19 protein-coding genes are annotated in these 20,574 nt (G+C 70.3%); 8 read left to right on the top strand and 11 right to left on the bottom strand.

Features of this window, described 5'->3' with window-relative positions; genetic code table 11:
* The 5 genes from AC1DY2_RS02835 to kdpF all read right to left on the bottom strand — a co-directional run.
* The coding region (locus tag AC1DY2_RS02835; RefSeq protein ID WP_476761027.1) for a sensor histidine kinase at nt 1-1,846 on the bottom strand (1,846 nt) is incomplete at its 3' end.
* Between the two features lie 6 nt (nt 1,847-1,852).
* A complete protein-coding gene (gene kdpC / locus AC1DY2_RS02830; RefSeq protein WP_476761026.1) occupies nt 1,853-2,458 on the bottom strand; it encodes a potassium-transporting ATPase subunit KdpC in 606 nt (201 codons plus the stop codon).
* A 27-nt stretch (nt 2,459-2,485) separates the two neighbouring features.
* Complete coding sequence (gene kdpB / locus AC1DY2_RS02825; protein WP_476761028.1) at nt 2,486-4,603, bottom strand: potassium-transporting ATPase subunit KdpB; 2,118 nt, start codon at nt 4,601-4,603, stop codon at nt 2,486-2,488.
* Nucleotides 4,604-4,651: 48 nt separating this feature from the next.
* Nucleotides 4,652-6,325 (bottom strand): potassium-transporting ATPase subunit KdpA, encoded by a 1,674-nt coding sequence (gene kdpA, locus AC1DY2_RS02820; RefSeq protein WP_476761025.1) that lies wholly within the window; start codon nt 6,323-6,325, stop codon nt 4,652-4,654.
* The gene (kdpF, locus tag AC1DY2_RS02815; RefSeq protein WP_476761024.1) at nt 6,325-6,414 is read right to left on the bottom strand and encodes a K(+)-transporting ATPase subunit F; all 90 of its coding nucleotides are present in this window, start codon (nt 6,412-6,414) and stop codon (nt 6,325-6,327) included. The genes kdpA and kdpF overlap by 1 nt, the downstream gene beginning before the upstream one ends.
* Nucleotides 6,415-6,711: 297 nt before the next feature.
* Here kdpF and AC1DY2_RS02810 point away from each other — a divergent pair, with 297 nt between their 5' ends.
* Nucleotides 6,712-7,107, top strand: coding sequence for a hypothetical protein (locus AC1DY2_RS02810; protein WP_476761023.1), 396 nt, complete (start codon nt 6,712-6,714; stop codon nt 7,105-7,107).
* 6 nt (nt 7,108-7,113) lie between these two features.
* Here the strand turns inward: AC1DY2_RS02810 and AC1DY2_RS02805 are convergent, their stop codons facing one another.
* From AC1DY2_RS02805 to AC1DY2_RS02785, 5 genes are all read right to left on the bottom strand, one after another.
* Entirely contained in the window at nt 7,114-7,599 is a 486-nt protein-coding gene (locus AC1DY2_RS02805) for a GbsR/MarR family transcriptional regulator (protein WP_476761022.1), read from the bottom strand.
* A 29-nt stretch (nt 7,600-7,628) separates the two neighbouring features.
* Entirely contained in the window at nt 7,629-9,251 is a 1,623-nt protein-coding gene (locus AC1DY2_RS02800; RefSeq protein ID WP_476761021.1) for an ABC transporter permease, read from the bottom strand.
* Nucleotides 9,248-10,180 (bottom strand): ABC transporter ATP-binding protein, encoded by a 933-nt coding sequence (locus tag AC1DY2_RS02795; RefSeq protein ID WP_476761020.1) that lies wholly within the window; start codon nt 10,178-10,180, stop codon nt 9,248-9,250. Before AC1DY2_RS02795 ends, AC1DY2_RS02800 begins: the two co-directional genes overlap by 4 nt.
* Nucleotides 10,181-10,279: 99 nt before the next feature.
* Nucleotides 10,280-10,948, bottom strand: a complete 669-nt coding sequence (locus tag AC1DY2_RS02790) for a potassium channel family protein (RefSeq protein WP_309974914.1) — start codon at nt 10,946-10,948, stop codon at nt 10,280-10,282.
* On the bottom strand, nt 10,941-12,383 hold the full coding sequence (locus AC1DY2_RS02785) for a TrkH family potassium uptake protein (protein WP_476761019.1): 1,443 nt from the start codon (nt 12,381-12,383) through the stop codon (nt 10,941-10,943). Before AC1DY2_RS02785 ends, AC1DY2_RS02790 begins: the two co-directional genes overlap by 8 nt.
* A gap of 74 nt (nt 12,384-12,457) precedes the next feature.
* Between AC1DY2_RS02785 and AC1DY2_RS02780 the strand changes: the two genes are divergently transcribed.
* Entirely contained in the window at nt 12,458-12,898 is a 441-nt protein-coding gene (locus AC1DY2_RS02780) for an ArsR/SmtB family transcription factor (RefSeq protein WP_309974908.1), read from the top strand.
* Between the two features lie 3 nt (nt 12,899-12,901).
* Here AC1DY2_RS02780 and AC1DY2_RS02775 read toward each other — a convergent pair whose 3' ends face one another.
* Nucleotides 12,902-13,411, bottom strand: coding sequence for an N-acetyltransferase family protein (locus AC1DY2_RS02775; protein ID WP_476761018.1), 510 nt, complete (start codon nt 13,409-13,411; stop codon nt 12,902-12,904).
* Nucleotides 13,412-13,553: 142 nt separating this feature from the next.
* Between AC1DY2_RS02775 and AC1DY2_RS02770 the strand changes: the two genes are divergently transcribed.
* The 6 genes from AC1DY2_RS02770 to AC1DY2_RS02745 form a co-directional block, all read left to right on the top strand.
* Nucleotides 13,554-13,652 (top strand): 30S ribosomal protein bS22, encoded by a 99-nt coding sequence (locus AC1DY2_RS02770; protein WP_003792170.1) that lies wholly within the window; start codon nt 13,554-13,556, stop codon nt 13,650-13,652.
* 110 nt (nt 13,653-13,762) lie between these two features.
* On the top strand, nt 13,763-14,032 hold the full coding sequence (locus AC1DY2_RS02765; protein WP_476761017.1) for a glutaredoxin family protein: 270 nt from the start codon (nt 13,763-13,765) through the stop codon (nt 14,030-14,032).
* A gap of 43 nt (nt 14,033-14,075) precedes the next feature.
* Entirely contained in the window at nt 14,076-15,635 is a 1,560-nt protein-coding gene (locus tag AC1DY2_RS02760; RefSeq protein WP_476761016.1) for an FAD-dependent oxidoreductase, read from the top strand.
* 106 nt (nt 15,636-15,741) lie between these two features.
* On the top strand, nt 15,742-18,123 hold the full coding sequence (locus AC1DY2_RS02755; RefSeq protein WP_476761015.1) for a sulfatase-like hydrolase/transferase: 2,382 nt from the start codon (nt 15,742-15,744) through the stop codon (nt 18,121-18,123).
* Nucleotides 18,120-19,067, top strand: coding sequence for an HAD family hydrolase (locus AC1DY2_RS02750; RefSeq protein WP_476761014.1), 948 nt, complete (start codon nt 18,120-18,122; stop codon nt 19,065-19,067). The genes AC1DY2_RS02755 and AC1DY2_RS02750 overlap by 4 nt, the downstream gene beginning before the upstream one ends.
* A 1-nt stretch (nt 19,068) precedes the next feature.
* Nucleotides 19,069-20,574, top strand: a 1,506-nt coding sequence (locus AC1DY2_RS02745) for a SulP family inorganic anion transporter (protein WP_476761013.1), incomplete at its 3' end; no start/stop codon positions are given.

Below are 20,574 nucleotides of genomic sequence, written 5' to 3'. Positions count from 1 at the left end.
GGTCGTGACCCACCGCGGCGAGGAGTGCCGAGCGCACCCGATCCGTCTCGGCGAGCGACCCGGCCGCCTCGGCGGCCTCGGCGAGCGCGCCGTGCTCGATCGCCTGGTCGACCTGCGCCGCGATGACCCCGAGCAGCCGGCGCTCCGACGCCTCGAGGTCCTGGCCGTGCAGTTCGAGCACCGCGTGCTCGCCGATCGGCACGGTCGTCACMCGATCGTCCTGCGACGGTTCGCCATCGGCGACCCGCGGTTCGCCGTCGACGAGCAACCGCACCCCGGTGAGGCCGAACGCCTCGCGCGTTCGGGTGACCATCGCCTGCAGTGCGTCCTCGCCACGCAGCACGCTGCCGGCCAGGGTGGCGAGCAGCTGGGACTCCGCGGCGGAGCGCTGGGCGGCTCGCGATCGCCGGGCGGCCTGGTCGACGACGTAGCTCACGAGCAGGGCGTTCGTGACGTAGAGGACGACGGCGAGGAACTGCCGCGGGTCGCTGATCGTGAGCGTGAACCGGGGCTCCACGAACAGGAAGTTCAGCGTGAGTCCCGACAGCACCGCGGCGAACAGGGCGGGCCAGATGCCGCCGATGAGCGCGACGATGATGACGAGCAGCTGGTAGGCGAGCACGTCGCTCGTGATCGACTCATCGGTGCGGAAGGACACGAGCAGCCAGCTGAGGAGCGGTCCGGCGATCAGGGCGACCGCGAACCCGGCGATGAGCCGTCGCCGGCTGAGCGCACCGCCGAGCCTCGGCAGCGCGAGGTTCCGTCCGGCCGCCTGGTGCGTGACGATGTGCACGTCGATGTCGCCCGACTCGCGGATGACGGTCGCGCCGATGCCGGGCCCCGTGAAGGCGGCCGCGAGGCGCGACCTGCGGCTCACGCCGATGACGAGCTGCGTGGCATCCGACGCCCGGGCGAACTCGACGAGCGCACGCGGAACGTCCTCGCCGACGACCTGGTGGAACGTGCCGCCGAGCTGCTCGACGAGCGTGCGCTGGTGCTCGAGGGTGCCCGGATGCCGCGCCTGCAGCCCGTCGGGACTGGTCACGTGCACGACCATGAGCTGACCGCCCGAGGAGCGCGACGCGATGCGCGCGCCGCGGCGGATCAGCGTCTCGCCCTCGGGCCCGCCGGTCAGTGCGACCACGACCCGTTCGCGCGCCTCCCAGTTGCCGCGGATGCCGTGCTCGGCACGGTAGGCCTTGAGCGCGGTGTCGACCTCGTCGGCGAGCCAGAGCAGCGCGAGCTCGCGCAGGGCGGTGAGGTTGCCGAGGCGGAAGTAGTTCGAGAGCGCGGCGTCGATGCGCTCGGCCGGGTACACGAGCCCGCTCGCGAGCCGGTCGCGTAGCGCCTGCGGGGCCAGGTCGACGACCTCGATCTGGTCGGCCGAGCGCAGCACGGAGTCGGGGATGGTCTCGCGCTGCGGCACCCCGGTGATCTGCAGCACCACGTCGCCGAGCGACTCGATGTGCTGGGTGTTCACCGTGGAGATCACGTCGATGCCGGCGGCGAGCAGGTCCTCGACGTCCTGCCAGCGCTTCGGATGCCGCGAGCCGGGCGCATTGGTGTGCGCGAGCTCGTCGACGAGGGCGATCTCGGGCTTCCGCTCGAGCACCGCGTCGAGGTCCATCTCCTCGAGGGACATGCCGCGGTGGTCCTCGGTGCGCCGGGGCACGATCTCGAGTCCTGCGGTCATGGCGGCGGTGGCCGCGCGGCCGTGCGTCTCGACGAAGGCCACGACCACGTCGTGGCCTTCGTCGGCGAGACGCCGGCCCTCCTCGAGCATGGTGTAGGTCTTGCCGACGCCGGGAGCGGCGCCGAGGAGCACGCGCAGACGCCCCCGTCTCATCGGTGCCTACCTCAGTCCTTCGAGGGCGAGATTCAGCTGCAGCACGTTCACGGTGGGTTCGCCCAGGTACCCCAGGTCCCGTGCCTGAATCCTAGACTCGACGAGGTCGCCCACCTCGGATTCGGGCAGCCCTCGCGCTTCGGCCACGCGGGCGACCTGGAGCCGGGCGTACTCGGGGCTGATATGCGGGTCGAGGCCCGAACCCGACGTCGTCACCGCGTCCGCGGGCACCTCGTCCTCTGCGACGCCGTTGAATGCGGCGACCTGGGCCCTGCGCTCCTCGATGGCCGCGACGAGGTCCTCGTTCTCGGGGCCGAGGTTGCTGCCGCTCGAGGCGCCGGCGTCGTACCCGTCGCCGGCGGCGGACGGGCGCGGCTGGAACCACTCGGGCAGGGCGTCGCCGGCGGCATCCGTGAACGACTGGCCGATCAGGGCGGAGCCCACCACCTCGTCGCCCGAGCGGACGACCGAGCCGTTCGCCTGCGCGGGGATGGCGACCTGCCCGATGCCGGTGATCACGGCGGTGTAGCCGACGCCCAGCACGAGGGTGAGGAGCAGCATCGCGCGGATCGCCACCCAGGTGGTGCGGGCCGTCGTGCGAGTCGTACTCATGTCTGTTGCTTCCTTTCGCGTCCGGGCTCAGAACCCGGGGATGAGGCGGACGACGAGGTCGATCAGCCAGATGCCGATGAACGGGGCGATGATGCCGCCGACGCCGTAGATGAGGAGGTTGCGGTTCAGCACGGCGGATGCCCCGAGCGGCCGGTACTTCACCCCGCGCAGCGCCAGCGGGATCAGCAGCACGATGATGATCGCGTTGAAGACGATCGCCGACAGCACCGCCGAGGCGGGCGAGCTCAGCTGCATGATGTTCAGGACCCGGAGTCCTGGGAAGATCCCGGCGAACATCGCGGGGATGATCGCGAAGTACTTCGCCACGTCGTTCGCGATGGAGAAGGTCGTGAGCGCGCCGCGCGTGATGAGCAGCTGCTTGCCGATGGCCACGATCTCTATGAGCTTCGTCGGGTCGGAGTCGAGGTCGACCATGTTGCCGGCCTCCTTCGCGGCCGACGTGCCCGAGTTCATCGCGACGCCGACATCGGCCTGCGCGAGCGCCGGCGCGTCGTTCGTGCCGTCGCCGGTCATCGCGACGAGGTTGCCGCCCGCCTGCTCCTTCCGGATGAGGGCGATCTTGTCCTCGGGTGTGGCCTCGGCGAGGTAGTCGTCGACGCCGGCCTCGGCCGCGATGGCCTTGGCGGTGAGCGGGTTGTCGCCCGTGATCATCACGGTGCGGATCCCCATCTGGCGGAGCTCGCGGAAGCGATCGACGAGCCCGTCCTTGACGATGTCCTTCAGGTGCACGACGCCGAGGATGCGGGTCATGCCGTCGGCGGTCCTCCGCGCGACGACGAGGGGGGTCCCGCCGCTGACGGAGATCGCGTCGACACGCTGGTCGAGCTCCTCCTTCACGCTCGACGGGATCGGGCCGCCCTCCTCGACCCAGCCGATGACCGCCGACCCGGCGCCCTTGCGGACGATCGACCCGTCGGCCAGGTCGAGACCCGACATCCGGGTCTGCGCCGTGAACGGCACGACCTCGCCGGCCGGGGCCTCATCGAAGCGGATGCCGCGTTCGGCCGCGAGCGTCACGATCGACGATCCCTCGGGCGTCGGGTCGGYGAGCGAGGCGAGCGCTGCGGCCCGTTCGAGCTCGACGACGTCGACCCCGGGCATCGGGACGAAGTCGCTCGCCTGCCGGTTGCCGTGCGTGATGGTGCCCGTCTTGTCGAGGAGCAGCGTCGTGACGTCGCCCGCGGCCTCGACCGCGCGGCCCGACATCGCGAGCACGTTGCGCTGCACGAGCCGATCCATGCCGGCGATGCCGATCGCCGAGAGGAGCGCGCCGATCGTCGTCGGGATGAGGCAGACCAGGAGCGCGACGAGCACCGTGATCGACGCCGGCGCTGCGGCATAGGACGCGATCGGGTTCAGCGTGAGCACGACGACCACGAAGATGATCGAGAGGCTCGCGAGCAGGATGTTCAGCGCGATCTCGTTCGGCGTCTTCTGGCGCGATGCGCCCTCGACGAGCGCGATCATGCGGTCGACGAAGGTCTCGCCGGGCTTCGAGGTGATGCGCACCACGATCCGGTCGGAGAGCACGCGGGTACCGCCGGTGACCGCGGAGCGGTCGCCGCCGGACTCGCGCACGACCGGCGCCGATTCGCCCGTGATGGCCGATTCGTCGACCGAGGCGATGCCCTGGATGATGTCGCCGTCGCCGGGGATCGACTCGCCCGCCGACACCACGACGATGTCGCCGAGCCGGAGGTCGCCCGACGGGACCTCGCTCACCGGGGTGCGCTCGGCTGCGGCATCCGCCACCTCGTCGTACCTCGTGACGAGGTGCGCGATCGTCGACGTGCGCGTCTGCCGCAGGGTGTCCGCCTGCGCCTTTCCCCGGCCCTCGGCGACCGCCTCGGAGAGGTTCGCGAAGATCACGGTGAGCCACAGCCAGACGGCGATGGCCCAGGTGAACGAGCCCGGCACCTCGGTGCCGCCGGAGACACCGGGCCCGCCGAAGAACGGCTCGGCGATCGCGAGCGCCGAGGTGAGCGCCGCGCCGACCTCGACGATGAACATGACGGGGTTGTGCCACATGTCGCGCGGATCGAGCTTGCGCAGGGCACCGGGCAGGGCCCGGAAGAGCTGCGCGGGGCCGAACCCGCCCATGGGGCGCTTCGACGGCGAACCCATCGGCCGCGGGGTGTGGCTGGTCATTTCGGAGATGGTCGTGGACATGGATCAGTTCAGCCCTTCCGCCAGGGGACCCAGCGTGAGAACGGGGAAATACGTGAGGGCGGTGACGAGGACCGTCACGCCGACGAGGAGGCCGACGAACTGCGGCCGATATGTAGGGAGGGTGCCGGCAGTCGTGGGTACCTTGTCCTGCGCGGCGAGGCTGCCCGCGAGGGCGAGCACGAGCATGATCGGCACGAATCGGCCGAGCAGCATCGCGACGCCGAGCGCCGTGTTGAGCCATGGCGTGTTCGCCGTGAGTCCCGCGAAGGCGGAGCCGTTGTTGTTCGACGCCGACGTGAAGGCGTAGAGGACTTCGGACATGCCGTGGACGCCCGGGTTCCAGATCGAGACCGTTTCGACGTCCTCGCGGACGCCCGGGATGGCGAAGCTCAGGGCGGTGCCCGCGAGCACGAGGATCGGCGTCACGAGGATGTAGAGGCTCGCGAGCTTGATCTCGCGCGGGCCGAGCTTCTTGCCGAGGTACTCCGGCGTGCGGCCCACGAGGAGTCCGGCGAKGAACACCGCGATGACCGCGAGCACGAGCATGCCGTAGAGGCCGGATCCGACACCGCCGGGGGCGACCTCGCCGAGCATCATGTTGAGCATCGGCAGCATGCCGCCGAGGGCGGTGAACGAGTCGTGCATCGAGTTCACGGCACCCGTCGAGGTGAGCGTGGAGGTCGTGCCGAAGAGCGTCGAGGCGTAGATGCCGTAGCGCTGCTCCTTGCCCTCCATCGCGCCGCCGGCGAGCTGCGGGGCAGTGCCGGCTCCGTTGGCCTCGAGCAGCGTCAGCGCCACGAGCGAGATGACGAACAGCGACGCCATGGTCGCGAGGATCGCGTAGCCCTGCTTGTTGCTGCCGACCATCTTGCCGAATGTGCGGGGGAGGGCGAACGGGATCGCCAGCATGAGCACGATCTCGATGAGGTTCGTCCAGGACGTCGGGTTCTCGAACGGGTGGGCGGAGTTCGTGTTGAAGAATCCGCCGCCGTTCGTGCCGAGCTCCTTGATCGCCTCCTGCGAGGCGACCGGGCCGCCGGGCAGGTGCTGCGTGTTGCCCGCAAGCGTCGTGAGCTCGGTGAAGCCGTTGAAGTTCTGCACCACTCCGCCGACGATGAGCACGATCGCGCTGAGCACGGCCAGGGGCAGGAGCAGCCGGAACGATCCACGGAACAGGTCGACCCAGAAGTTGCCGATCGTGCCCGACCTGCGACGGGCGAAGCCGCGCACCAGGGCGATCGCGACGGCGATGCCGACGGCCGCGGACACGAAGTTCTGCACGGCCAGGCCCGCGAGCTGCACCGTGTAGCCCATCGTGAGCTCGGGCGAGTACGACTGCCAGTTGGTGTTCGTCACGAACGACGCCGCCGTGTTGAACGACAGCCCCTCGGGAACCGCGGGGAGCCCGAGCGAGTACGGAAGCACGGCCTGCGCGCGCTGCAGGATGTAGACGAAGAACACGCCGACCACCGAGAAGGCGAGCACGCCGCGAAGGTAGGCCGGCCACGACTGCTCGGAGCGGGGGTCGACGCCGACCAGGCGGTACAGGCCGCGTTCGACCCTCCAGTCCTTCGTCGTGGTGTAGAGGTGCGCCATGTAGTCGCCGAGCGGGCGGTACACGAGTGCGAGGATCAGGGCGAGGGTGGCCGCCTGCAGGACGGCGAACAGGACGTCCATCAGAACCGCTCGGGCTTGATGAGGGCGTACACGAGGTACACCACGGCGGCGACACCCAACGCGGCGGCGAGCAGCTCGAAGACGATCACAGCTTCTCGACCCCCTTCGCGATGAGGCCCACGACGACGAACACCGCGATGATCGCGATGGCGTAGATCAGATCGAGCACGAGGACTCCAGGGAATGCGATGACCGCCGGCCGCGAACGCGGTGGGCGGGCAGGTTCGACTGCGCATCCGATGCAACACCGCGGCGGATGTCGCGGCGCCGGTCCTCACGGCTTCCTAACGGCCGGCCGCCCGATCCGAACGTCTTGCTCACGCCGCGCTGGGCGCGTGACGGCGGCGGGGTCGGGCGGCGCGCTCGCCGTCCGATACCGTGATCGCATGGAAGCATCGGAGGTCATCTCGGTCGTCACCGAGGTGATCGGGTGGATCGCCCTCGCGGGCGCGCTAGTGTGCCTCTTGCTGGCCCTCCTCATCCGGCTCGCCGATGGCCGATGGCTGCGCACCGACGCGGTCGTCATCGACCAGGAGCACGGGTCGACCGTGCGCTGGTTCGCGGAGGGGGCCTTCCACCAGCGTCGCCTGAGCGACGAGGAGCGCGTGCACGTCCGGAACCTCGAAGAGGAGCCCGCCTACTATCGCGAGCGGGAGCCCGACCGGCTCCGCCTGCACGAGCCGCCGGTGGGCCGGCGGGTGACGCGCTGGCTCGGGTTCGTCCTGCTCGCGATCGCCTCCGTCGCCGGGCTCGTGAACCTCGTGCTCATGCTCGCCGGCTGAGCGTCCTCATCCTGATTCCGCCGCGGGCTCCCCGCGCAGTGTCTCCCACTCGCGCATGAGGTCGGGCATGCGCATGTCGACGAAGCGGTAGAACCGCGCCATCTCCCGGGCCCGCACGGCACCGGCGGCCGTCTCGTCGCCGATGGCGTCGGCGGCGCGGTCGCCGAGGTCGGCGATCACGCCGTAGATCGGGCTCTTCGCCATGAGTGCCGTGTACCAGGCGTCGTCGAGGAACTCCCACTTGTCGCGCCGGCTGCCGGGCTGGGGGAGCCGGTGGAGGATGCCGATCTGCTCGAGGTACCGGACCGCGCCCGAGATCGCGGCCGCGCTCACGCCGAGCTGCTCGCCCAGCTCGCTCGCGGTCAGGCCGCCGCGGTCGGCGACCACGAGCGCCATGAGCACGCGGGCCGGCATGCGGGGGAAGCCCGCCGCGGTGAGGACCGCGGCCGACTGGTCGACCGCGGCCTTCAGGCCCTGCTCGTCGCGTGGCATCCGCTCAGTCTCTCATCCGCCGCTCGCTCTCATCCGCCGCTCGCGAGCTCGCGGCGGCGCATGGCGAGCACGGCGACCGCACCGGCGGCGAGCCCGATCGCCAGCATCCAGATGCCACCCGACCAGTCGGTCTCCCCGCCCGCCGGAACCGGCGAGTGGGCGAACGGCGAGAGGTCGACGGCCCACTCGGGGAACTGCAGGATGGGGCCGAAGGTGCCGAGGATCGCCGCCACGCCGACCGCGATCCAGCCGACGGAGATCGTCGCGCGCGGCAGGAATGCGAACACGAGCAGGGTGAGCCCGAGGAACACGAGGCAGGCCGGCAGTTGCGCCGCCGCCGCCTCGAGCACGTTCGGCACGAGCGACTCGGGATCGGATGCCGCGCCGGCGCCGGCGATGCCCGCGAGGGCCGCCGCAGCGAGCACGATGACGATGACGATCGTGCCGACGATCCAGTACTCGAGCAGCCAGCGGATGCGCGGGACGGGCGTGCCGAGGATGAGCTCGGCGGTGCCGTGGGCCTCCTCCTGCCGCGCCCGGATGCCCACCTGGACGGCACAGCACGCGGCCAGCACGCCGACGATGCCGTAGAACACGGCGACGAACGCCTCCTCGATCGAGGCRTCGCTGCCGATCGCGCGCCGGAGCGTCTCGAGCACCGCGGGCGTGTCGGTCGCGGCCTGGKTGATCACCGACGAGAGCGACGTCGCGAGCAGCCCCGTCGCCACGGCGCCGGCCGTCCAGGAGAGGAGGATCGACGTGTTGAGCCGCCAGGCGAGCCCGAACGAGCTCGAGAGCACCGGGCCCGCGGTCGCGCGGCCGGCCCGTCCGGCGAGGAGGCTCGCGCCCTGGTCCCGCACGGACTGCAGGCCGTAGACGACGCCGATCAGCACCGCCGCGAAGGCGAGCGGGATGAGCAGCGGGGTCAGGTCGTTCTCGACGTAGGCGCCCGTGAACTGGCCGTAGCCCATGGGAGAGAGCCAGCTCGGCCAGGCCGGGGTCACATGCAGCAGGTCCTCCGACGGCGTGCCCGCCGCATCCCCGATGCCACGCAGCAGGTAGGCCACGAGCACGAAGGCGACCGAGATCCCGTTCGCGCCGCGCGACGTGCGGAACAGCTGGGCGGCGAACAGCCCGAACGCGAGGAACGCGAAGCCCGACACGGCGATGGCCGCGCCCCACACGAACGAACCGCCCGGCTCGAGGCCGTTCGCCATGACTGCGAGGGCGATGAACAGGCCGAGCACGATGTTGGCGAGCACGCCGTGCACCACTGTTGCGGTCGTGGGCAGGATGCGGCCCGCGGGCGTCGCCGCGATCGACTCGGCGCGGCCCTGCTCCTCCTCCTGCCTGGTGTGGCGCACCGCGAGGAACGTGCTCATGAGACCGCCCATGAGCGCCAGCCACGCGAACAGCAGGAAGAACGCGAACGCGCCGTCACTGATGCCGTTGGGCGTGCCGCGGAAGATGAGGATCGTGCGGGTGGCGATGGCCACGCCGAGGATCTCGCGTCGGTCCTGCTCCTCGCCGTAGGTGTCGTACACCGCCGAGACGGAGGCGTAGGCGAGCAGCGCGGTGCCGAGGATCCACAGCGCGAGCTGCAGCCGGTCGCGGCGGATGCGCTGCCGCAGCAGCACGATGAACGGGGTCACGCGCGGGCCTCGGCTCCGGCCGGGGTGAGCTCTTCGCCGTAGTGGCGCAGGAAGAGGTCCTCAAGGGAGGGCGGGGCGACCGTCAGTCCCTGCACCTCGATGCGCGCGAGCTCGGGCAGGACCCCCGCGACGTGGTCGCTGTCGACGGTGAACCGCACCCTCCCGCTGTCGATGACGAGGTCGTGAACGCCCGGGATCGCCGTGACTGCGGCCTCTCGCGACGGGTCGTGGGCGAAGGAGATCTCGGTGCGCGTGAGGTGGCGGAGTTCGGCGAGGGTGCCGCTCTCGACGGTCTTCCCCGCGCGGATGATGCTCACGCGGTCGCAGAGCGCCTCGACCTCGGAGAGGATGTGGCTCGAGAGCAGCACGGTCGACCCCTCGTCGGCGATGCGGTCGACCTCGCGGTTGAACATCTGCTCCATGAGCGGGTCGAGGCCGCTGGTCGGCTCGTCGAAGAGGTAGAGCTCGGCAGGAGTGGCGAAGGCGGCGATGAGCGCGACCTTCTGCCGATTGCCCTTCGAGTACGAGCGCCCCTTCTTGCGCGGGTCGAACTGGAACGCCTCGCAGAGCCGCTCCCGGCGCGCGAGGTACGCGGCCTTGTCGCCCGTGCCGCCGCGCAGCCGGCTGAGCAGGTCGATCGCCTCGCCGCCGGTGAAGTTCGGCCAGATCGAGACGTCGCCCGGCACGTAGGCGATGCGGCGGTGCAGTTCGGCGGCGTCGGTCCACGGGTCGCGACCGAAGAGCGTCGCCTCGCCGCCGGATGCGCGCGCCAGCCCGAGCAGGATGCGCAGGGTGGTGGTCTTGCCGGCCCCGTTCGGGCCGAGGAATCCGTGCACCTCGCCGGCCTCGACCGACAGGTCGAGTCCGTCGAGGGCGATGGTGCGCCCGAACCGCTTCTGGAGGCCGCGGGCGCTGATCACAGTGGTCATGATCGCGATGCTACGCCCGATTCACAATTTTGTGAATACTCGAAACAGCGGATGACGCGACGCTCGCGGCCGGGCACCGTCGGCCGCGGCATCCGCTCGCTATTCGAGCGCTGCGAACTTCTCGATGTCGCCCTCGGTGCCCGACACGATGATGAGATCGTGGTTGGACACGACCGTGTCCTGGGTGGCATACGTGAACGGCTTGCCGGGGCTCTTGACGCCCACGACGGTGACGTTGTGACGCGAGCGCACGCCCGAATCGGTGAGGTTCTTGCCGCGGATCGGCTTGGGCGGATACATCTTCACGAGGGCGAAGTCGTCGTCGAACTCGATGAAGTCGAGCATGCGCCCGCTGACCAGGTGCGCCGTGCGCTCGCCGGCCTCGCGCTCGGGGTAGATGACGTGATTCGCGCCGATGCGCTCGAGGATCTTGCCGTGCGAGGTCGAGATGGCCTTCGCCCAGATCTGCGGGACCTTCAGGTCGACGAGGTTCGCCGTGATGAGCACGGACGCCTCGATCGAGGAGCCGACCGCGCAGACCGCCGTCGAGAAGTCCTGGGCGCCGATCTGGCGCAGGGCGTCGATGTTGCGGGCGTCGGCGACGACCGCGTGGGTCACCCGCTCGGCCCACTTCTGCACCAGGCCCTCGTCGTCGTCGACGGCGAGCACCTCGCGACCGAGCCGGTCGAGCTGCCCTGCGGTGGCGGCGCCGAACCGGCCGAGGCCGATCACGAGCACCGGGGCGTCGTGTCTGATCCGATCAACCAACGATGGGCCTCTCTTCCGGACGGCGATACAACTGCCGGCGTTGGCTGGCCGCCAGCGCCGCGGCGAGTGTCACTGTACCAACCCGCCCCATGAACATCGTGGCGGCCATGACGTACACCGCCGAGGGCGGAAGCTCGGCGGTCAGGCCGGTCGACAGGCCGCACGTCGCGAACGCGGAGATGACGTCGAAGAGCACGAAGTCGAGCGGCTGCTTCGTGATCTGCGTGATCGTGATCGAGGAGACCGCGACGATGGTGGCGCCCCACAGCACGACGCTCACCGCCAGTCGCAGGATGTCGCGCGGGATGCGCCGCCCGAACGCCTCCATCGCCGGCGCGCCCCGCGCCTCGGCGAACGCCGCGAGGAACAGCACCGCGAGGGTCGTCACCTTGATGCCGCCGGCCGTCGACGCCGACCCGCCGCCGACGAACATGAGCATGTCGGTCACGAGCAGGCTCGACCCGTTGAGGTCGGCCATGTCGATGGTCGCGAACCCGCCCGAGCGGGTCATCATCGACATGAAGAGCGACTCGAAGATGGTGGTGCCCGCGTCGAGCCGCCCGTAGGTCTTCGGGTTGTTGAACTCGAGGAGGAGGAACGCCGCGGCACCGAGCACGAAGAGGATGAGGGTGGTCGTGAGCGTGAGCTTCACGTGGACGCTCCACTTGCGCGGCTGCCGCCAGGACCTCGCCAGGGCGAAGATGACGGGGAAGCCGAGGCTCCCGAGGAAGACGCCGATCATCATCATCGACAGCATCCAGAAGTCATGCTGGAACGGTTCGAGACCACCCGGATTCGGGCTGAACCCCGTGTTCGTGAAGGCCATCGCGGAGTAGTAGAAGGCGTACCAGACCGAGAGCAGCGGATCGTATCCGACGGCGAGGAAGCTCGGGATCATGGCGAGGGCGATCACGACCTCGATGACGAGGGCGCTGATCGCGACCGTGACGAGCAGGCCGCCGACCTCGCCGAGCCGCACCGCCTGGCGCTCCGAGACCGGGCCGACGTGGATGCGCGACGGGTTGGAGTCGCTGGCGGCGATGAGCTTGGCCCGCAGGCCCAGCCGGCGGGAGATGACGAGGCCGAGGATGGAGGCCAGCGTCAGCACGCCGATGCCGCCGATGTTCACGCCGATGAAGACGAGGGCGTTGCCGAAGGGTGACCAGTGCGTCGCCATGTCGACGGTCGCGAGACCGGTCACGCAGATCACCGAGACCGCCGTGAACAGCGCGTCGTACAGCGGCGTGCCCGATCCTTCCCCGGCCCGCGCGATCGGCAGCGAGAAGAGGAGGGTGAACAGCAGCACCAGGCCGGCGAAGATCAGGATCGCGAATCGCGAGGGCGAGTTGCGCACCAACGCGTCGACCGCATCCCGCGACCGGCCGATCCACGAGCGCGACGGCACACCGCGCCGGCGGAACGGCTGTGCCGTCATCGGACCCCCTCACGCCACCGTCTGACAACGCGTGAGTCATGGTACTCCCCGCCGGGAATGACTAGCCTTGACGCATGGCGGACATCTTCGACGTGGTGGCGGACACGACCCGACGCGACATCCTCGCGGTCCTCCTCGAGCGTGAGACGTCGGTTCCCGCGTCCGGCGGCGAGATCAGCGTGTCCGAGATCGTCTCGACCCTCGGCCTCAGCCAGCCCACCGTCTCCAAGCACCTCAAGGTGCTTCGCGAGGCGGGTCTCGTGGGCGTGCGCGAGGAGGGCCAGCACCGGTACTACCACCTCGACCGTGGCCCCCTCGAGGTGCTGGAGGACTGGCTCATTCCGTTCGTGTCATCCGATGCCGCAGCGGATGCCGCGACCCTCGCCGGTGTCGACTCCGAAGATGCCGCCTCGCTCAACCACGACCAGCTCGCCCTCGCCTCGGCCATCGGCAAGGCGTTCGCCGAGACCGCCCAGAAGGTCACCTCGGTCGTCGGGCCGAAGAAGCGCAAGTAGCCGTCAGCGCAACGGCTTGATCATCTCAAGCTCGAGCCCGCCCGGCGCCAGCTCGTACTCACGGCTGCGCCCGGTGAGCGTGAACCCGAGCTTCTCGTAGAAGCGTCGTGCGCGGGGGTTGTCCTCGTGCACCTCGAGCCGCAGGGTGTCGCCGTGATCGCGCGCCCAGTCCTCGACCGCCTCGAGCAGCAGCCGGGTGACCCCGATCGCATCGCCCCGGTAGTCGGGGGCGACGTAGACGCCGACGAGCAGCGGCCCGGTGGAGCCCCTCGGGATGTAGCCGCCCATGTGCCCCACCCAGCGGTCGCCGTCGATGGCGACGATCGACGTCTGCCCGCCGGTCGTGCCGCGTGCCGCGCGCAGGCGCCAGCCGGCCTCGTCGACCTGCTCGGCGTGCTCGAGGGTCTCGCCGAAGGCGAGCGGGTAGTCGCGCAGCATCTCGAGGCGCAGCGTGCGGACGGAGGCCCAGTCGTCTTCGGTCGTGGTGCGGATGACGACGTCGTGGGCGCGCATCCCTCGACGCTAATGCATGCCGCGAAGCCGGATGGAACGGGTGCGGACGGGCGCACCCGCCGGATCGGCTAGACTAGCGCGAGGCTTTCCCGCCTCTGGCTGCGGCACGCGCGGCCGTCTCGATCTTTTCTGTGAGGTTTCGATGGGTTCCGTCATCAAGAAGCGCCGCAAGCGCATGGCGAAGAAGAAGCACCGCAAGCTGCTTCGCAAGACGCGTCACCAGCGTCGCAACAAGAAGTAGTCGTCCTTCGCACGACCGGCAGAGCGCCAGGCCAGGCGGCCTGGCGTTTTCGCTTTCCTCGTCGACCACTCGTCGACGATCCTCCGCGCCGCGTGCGTAGGCTGGAACATGTGACCCGCGACATCCGACTCACCCTCATCGGCAAGCCCGGCTGCCACCTGTGCGACGACGCGCGCGTGGTCGTGCAGTCGGTGCTGGCCGAGATCCAGGCGACGGATGCCGCGAGCCGCATGTCGCTCGAGGAGCGATCCATCCTCGACGACGCCGTGCTCGCGCAGCAGTACGCCGAGGAGATCCCCGTGCTCCTCATCGACGGCGAGGTGCACGATTACTGGCGCGTGGACCCGGTGCGACTGAAGACGGCGCTGCTCGCGCGCTGACCGCGTCGTTGCGCTCCATCGTCCGTGGGCGTTGACTGGTCGCATGACGTCGCTGTGGGCAGCACAGGCCGTGGCCGACGAGCTCGGGCCGGAGCCCGCGCTCCCGCGATCCGACGGCGCCCCGCCTCCCCGCGACCGCTTCGACGTCGCCGTCGTCGGCGCGGGCATCACCGGCCTCTCCACGGCGCTGATGCTCCGCCGCACGGGTGCGAACGTCGTCGTGCTCGAGGCCGACCACGTCGCGGCGCTCGCGACGGGCGGCAATACGGGCAAGGTGAGCGTGCTGCAGTCGGCGATGCTGCAGCGCATCCGGGCGGCGCACTCGGCGCGCGTCGTTCGGGCGTACGCCGACGCGAACCTCGACGGCCTGCACTGGATCGCCGAGTTCGCCGCGCAGCACGGAGTGCCCGTGTCCGAGGAGACCGCCTACAGCTACGCGGTCTCCGACGAGGGACTCCGTACGGTCGACCGCGAGTTCGAGGCGGCCGCCGAGGCCGGGCTGCCGGTCGAACGCGTCGGCGGGCTGCCGGAGCTGCCCTTCCCCTTCGCGGGCGCCGTCGCCCTGCCGGGGCAGCTCGGGCTCGACCCGTACGCCCTCGCCCAGGCGATGGCCCGCGCGTTCGTGGCCGAGGGCGGCGTGCTGCTCGAGGGGATGCGCGTCGAGCACGTCGATGCGTCGAAGCCCGTGCAACTCCGTACACCGCATGGCACCGTGCGAGCGGATGCCGCGGTCATCGCCACGGGCGCTCCCACCATGACGCGCGGGCTGTACTTCGCGAAGACGAGCGCCTTGCGCTCGCACCTCACGTCGTATCGCGTCGGGCAGGCCCCGCCGCCCGGGCTCTTCATCTCGGTCGACGACCCGACCCGGTCGATCCGCACGACACCCGACGTCGTCGGCGGCGCCGACGCGACCCCGCTGCTCCTCGTCGGCGGCAATGGGCACCCGGTGGGCCGTGCCCCGTCGACCGAGGCCCGCGTGCGCGACCTGATCTCGTGGACGGGCCGGCACTTCCCGGGCGCCGAGCTCACGCACCGGTGGGCGGCGCAGGACTACCAGTCGGCGAACCTCGTGCCCTTCGTGGGGCGGATGCCGCGGGGCTTCGGACGCGTGTGGCTCGCGACGGGCTACGCGAAGTGGGGGCTCGCGAACGGCGCGGCAGCMGGCATCCGCATCTCCGAGGAGATCCTCGGCGTGCCGTGGCGCGAGCGGCGCCCGTGGATCCGTGTCATCGGCACTCGGACGACCATGCCGTCCGACCTCGCTCGGGGCGCCGCCGAGGGGGCGCGGGTGGCGAGCTGGATCGCCGTGGGCTGGGGCGGCGCGGCGCTGCATCCCGCTCCGGCTGAGGCGCCGGCCGAGCGCCAGGGCGTCGTCGTGTCCCGCGCTGGCGTGCCGTACGGGATCTCGACGGTGGAGGGCCGCACCTGCGCGGTGCGCGCCGTGTGCACGCACCTCGGCGGGGTGCTGCAGTGGAACGACGCCGAGATGAGTTGGGACTGCCCGCTGCACGGCTCGCGCTTCGAGGCATCCGGTCGCCGCATCGAGGGCCCGGCGGTGCGCGACCTGCCGCAGGAGCCGCGCGTGCCCGAGGCAAGCTGAGGCTCGCTCGCCATTCCTCCCTTGCCTTGCCGGATGCCGCATGACAGCGTGGAAGGCGAACCGCCGACGCCGGCGGTCGACGGCGCTCGGGGGAGGGGTTCGGCACGTGGCACGCGAATTCAAGGGAAACGGCACCAGTAGCGAACTCCAGCGCGGGGCATTGCCCATCCCCGATCTTGCCTACACCGGCACGGTGACGTACGACGCGACCGACCCCGACACGCACTACCCGCCGATCGAGCGACTGCTGCCACCCGAGGGAGCGCCGAACGTGCTCGTCGTGCTCATCGACGACACGGGTTTCGGCGCGTCGAGCGCCTTCGGCGGCCCAGTGCACACGCCGAACTTCGAGCGAGTCGCCGCGCAGGGGCTGAAGTACACCCGCTTCCACACGACGGCGCTCTGCTCGCCGACACGTGCCGCCCTGCTCTCCGGCCGCAACCACCACACCGTCGGCATGGGCGGCATCACAGAGATCGCCACGAGCGCGCCCGGCTACAACTCGCTGCGCCCCAACAACTGCGCGCCACTCGCCGAGACCCTGAAGCTCAACGGCTACAGCACCGCCCAGTTCGGCAAGTGCCACGAGGTGCCCGTCTGGCAGTCGAGCGCGGTGGGCCCGTTCGACCAATGGCCGAGCCCCGGCGGCGGCTTCGAGTACTTCTACGGCTTCATCGGCGGCGAGACCAACCAGTGGTACCCCGCGATCTACGAGGGCACGACGCCCGTCGAGCCCTGTGGCACTCCTGAAGAGGGCTACCACTTCATGGCCGACATGACGCAGAAGGCGATCGACTGGACCAGGCAACAGAAGGCGCTCGCCCCCGACAAGCCCTTCTTCACCTACTTCGCCCCCGGCGCGACCCACGCGCCGCACCATGTGCCCGTCGAGTGGGCCGACAAGTACGCGGGAAAGTTCGACCAGGGTTGGGACGCCGTACGCGAGGAGACGTTCGCGCGGCAGAAGGAGCTTGGCGTCATCCCACAGGACGCGGTGCTCACCGAGCGCAGCCCCGGCATTCCCGCGTGGGACGAGATGAGCCCCGACCTGCACCCCGTGCTCGCCCGCGAGATGGAGGTCTACGCCGGCTACCTCGAGTACGCCGATCACTACGTCGGCGAGCTCCTCGACGCCCTCGAGGAGCTCGACGTGCTCGGCGACACGCTCGTGTACGTGATCATCGGCGACAACGGGGCATCCGCCGAGGGCACCATGAAGGGCACGACCAATGAGGCGTTCACGATCAACCACATGAACGAGCTCGAGGACGACGCCTACCTCATCGAGCACAAGGACGACCTCGGCACCCCGCGCTCGTACAACCACTACGCGATCGGCTGGGCGCACGCCATGGACACGCCCTATCAGTGGACCAAGCAGGTCGCGAGCCACTGGGGCGGCACCCGCAACGGCACGATCGTGTCGTGGCCGAACGGCATCGCTGCCCGCGGGGAGATCCGCGACCAGTTCGCGCACGTGATCGACGTGGCGCCGACCGTGCTCGAGGCGGCGGGCATCCCCGAGCCGTCGACCGTGCACGGCGTCACCCAGCGTCCCTACGAGGGCACGCCGATGAACTCCACCTTCGAATCCTCTGACGCCGACGAGGTGCACACCACCCAGTACTTCGAGATGCTCGGCAACCGCGCCATCTTCCACAAGGGCTGGACCGCGGTCGCCAAGCACAAGGACCCGTGGCTCGGGTCGAGCCACGGCCTCGACGACGACGTGTGGGAGCTCTACAACGTCGAGGAGGACTGGACCCAGTCGAACGACCTCGCCGCCGCGGAGCCGGCGAAGCTCGCCGAACTCCAGCGGCTCTTCCTGATCCAGGCCGCGCGCTTCAACGTGCTGCCGATGGACATCCGCTCCGCGGAGCGCTTCAACGAGGAGATCGCCGGCCGCCCCGCGCTCGTGAAGGGGACGTCGCAGACCCTCTACTCCGGTATGAAGCGCCTGAGCGAGAACTCGGTCATCAACATCAAGAACAAGTCGTTCACCGTGACGGCGAAGGTGACGCTGCCCGAGTCCGCCGCGGCGGGCGTGATCATCGCCCAGGGCGGTGCATACGGCGGGTGGAGCATCTACCTGCACGAGGGAACGCTGCGCTTCGCCTACAACGTCATGGGCATCGCGACCGACTACACCACCTCCGAGGCCGTGCTCGAGCCGGGTGGGCACGAGCTCCGCGTGCATTTCGCGTACGACGGCGGGGGCCTCGGCAAGGGCGGCGAGGTGACCCTCTACGACGGTGAGGCGAAGCTCGGCGAGGGACGAGTGTCACGCACGCTCCCGTTCTTCTTCTCCGTGGACGAGACGGTGGATGTCGGAGCGGATGCCGCGTCGCCCGTCTCCGCTGACTACGGCGCGTCCGGCAACGCGTTCACGGGCAGCATCTCGTGGGTGCGCATCGACGTGGGGGACGACAGCCACGACCACCTCATCGATCCCGAGCACCAGATGCAGATCGCGATGACCCGGCAATGAGCACGCCGGTGGAGGCGGCGGCGGTGCTGCCGTCGTGGGCCGACGGACCGACCCGCGACGCGATCCTCGAGTTCGTCGCATCCGTCACCGAGGGCCCCGACGCGGTGCCCGAGGAGCAGCGGGTCGCGGTCTTCGACAACGACGGCACGCTTTGGACCGAGAAGCCGATGCCCACCCAGCTGCACTACATCGTGCAGCAGTGGCGGGCCGCCGCAGAGGCCGACCCGTCGCTCGCCGAGCACCAGCCCTACCGGGCCGCGGTGAGCGGCGACCTCGCGTGGCTCGGCGCCGCCATCGACAAGCACTACGACGGCGACGAGTCCGACATCGAGACCCTGATCGGCGCGATCGTGCGGCTCACCGACGGCATGAGCGTCGAGCAGTACGCGAGCTCGGTCGCCGAGTTCTATCGCACGGCGAAGCACCTCACCCTCCAGCGCGCGTACCGCAACGCGGTGTACACCCCGATGGTGGAGCTCATGCGCCACCTCGAGGCCAACGGCTTCACCTGCTACATCGTCTCGGGCGGCGACCGCGACTTCATGCGGCCCATGAGCGAGGACTACTACGGGATCCCGCCCGAGCGGGTGATCGGCTCCGCGCTCGGGCTCCGCTACGACGAGGAGGAGGCGCAGGTCCGCTACACGGATGCCTTCGACTTCATGGACGACGGCGACGAGAAGCCCATCCGCATCTGGAGCCGCATCGGCCGGCGCCCCCTGCTGGCCGCGGGCAACTCGAACGGCGACGTCCCGATGCTCGACTTCGTGCACCAGGGGGCGGTGGGGCTCGCCCTGCTCGTGCACCACGACGACGACACGGGTCGAGGTGACGCGCCCTACGACCAAGGTGCGCAGAAGGCGCTCGCCGCGGCATCCGAACGCGGCTTCACCGTCGTGAGCGTCAAGCAGGACTGGTCGAGCGTCTTCGCGGACGCGGGATGACATGACGACGGATGCCGCGAGCCGGCGCTCGCGGCTCCTGTTCCCAACCCTCGCCGGGTACCGGCGAGACTGGCTCTGGCGCGACCTGCTCGCGGGCCTCTCCGCCGGAGCGGTCGTGATCCCGCAGGCGATGGCGTACGCCACCATCGCGAACCTGCCCGTGCAGACCGGGCTCTACACGTGCATGGTGCCCATGCTGGTCTACGCGATGCTCGGTGGGTCCCGGGCGATGAGCGTGTCGACGACCTCGACGATCGCCACCCTCACGGCGACGACGCTCGTGTCGGCCGGTGTCGCCGCGGGGTCCGACGACCCCATCCCCGACCTCATCACGCTCACGCTCATCGTCGGCCTCATCCTGCTCGCCGCCCGGCTCGCGAAGCTGGGGTCGCTGGTCGAGAACATCTCGAAGGCGACGATCGTGGGCATCCAGGTCGGCGTCGGTGCGACCGTCGCCGTGGGGCAGCTGCCGAAGCTCCTCGGCGAGACCGAGAACTACTCGGGGCACGGCTTCATCCGCTCGCTCATCGCGGTGGGCGAGGCGCTGCCCGGGGCGAATGCGGCGACCATCGCGCTGTCGGTCGCGTCGATCGCGGTGCTGTTCGTGCTGAAGCGGTGGGTGCCGCGCGTGCCCGGGCCGCTGATCGTGGTCGTCGGGGGCATCCTGCTCGTGGCGTTCGCTGGTATCGAGGAGGCCGGCGTCGAACTCATCGCCCCGGTGCCGCAGGGTTTCCCCGCGCCCGAGCTGCCCTCGTTCGCGAACCTCGGCGCGCTCCTGCCCGGCGCGCTCGCGATCGCCATCATGGCGTTCCTCGAGTCCGCGGCGGTGGCCCGCGGCATCCGTCGGTCAGGTGAGCCGCAGGTCGACAGCAACCAGGAGCTGTTCGCGACCGGCGCGGCCAACACCCTCGGCTCGTTCTTCCAGGTGCTGCCGGCGGCGGGCGGGTTCTCGCAGAGCGCCGTCAATCAGGGCGCCGGCGCGCGCACCCAGCTCTCGACGCTCGTGACCGTGGTGCTCGCGGTGCTCGTCGCGCTCTTCCTCGGCCCGGTGCTGAGCCTCCTGCCGCAGGCCACCCTCGCGGCGCTCGTGTTCGTGGCGGTGATCGGGCTCATCGACGTGCCCGCGCTCGTGCGGTTCTGGCGCATCAGCCGCACCGACTTCTGGATCGCGACGGTGACTGCCTTGGTCGGACTCACCGCGGGGCTGCTGCTGGCCGTGCTCGTCGGCATCCTGGCGACGTTCGGCGCGGTGCTCCGCGAGCTCAACCGGCTGCGTGTCGACATCGGCGAGCCCGTCGGCGACGTGCTGCCGATCCGGCTGCTCGGGCCGCTCTACACGGCGAACGTGCTCGCGAACGAGAACGCCGTGCTCGACGCCGCCCGAGCGCATCCCGGCGTGCGGGCGCTCGCGCTCGAGCTCACGCGCATGTCGGTGACCTCGATCACCGTGCTCGACACGCTCGCCGACCTCGATCGGGAGCTCGCCGGGCTCGGGATCGAGCTGCGC

Source organism: Agromyces sp. P1_H4 (assembly GCF_056405255.1).
Note: the sequence above shows the minus strand (reverse complement) of the source record. Positions and strands in the feature narration are given on the sequence as shown.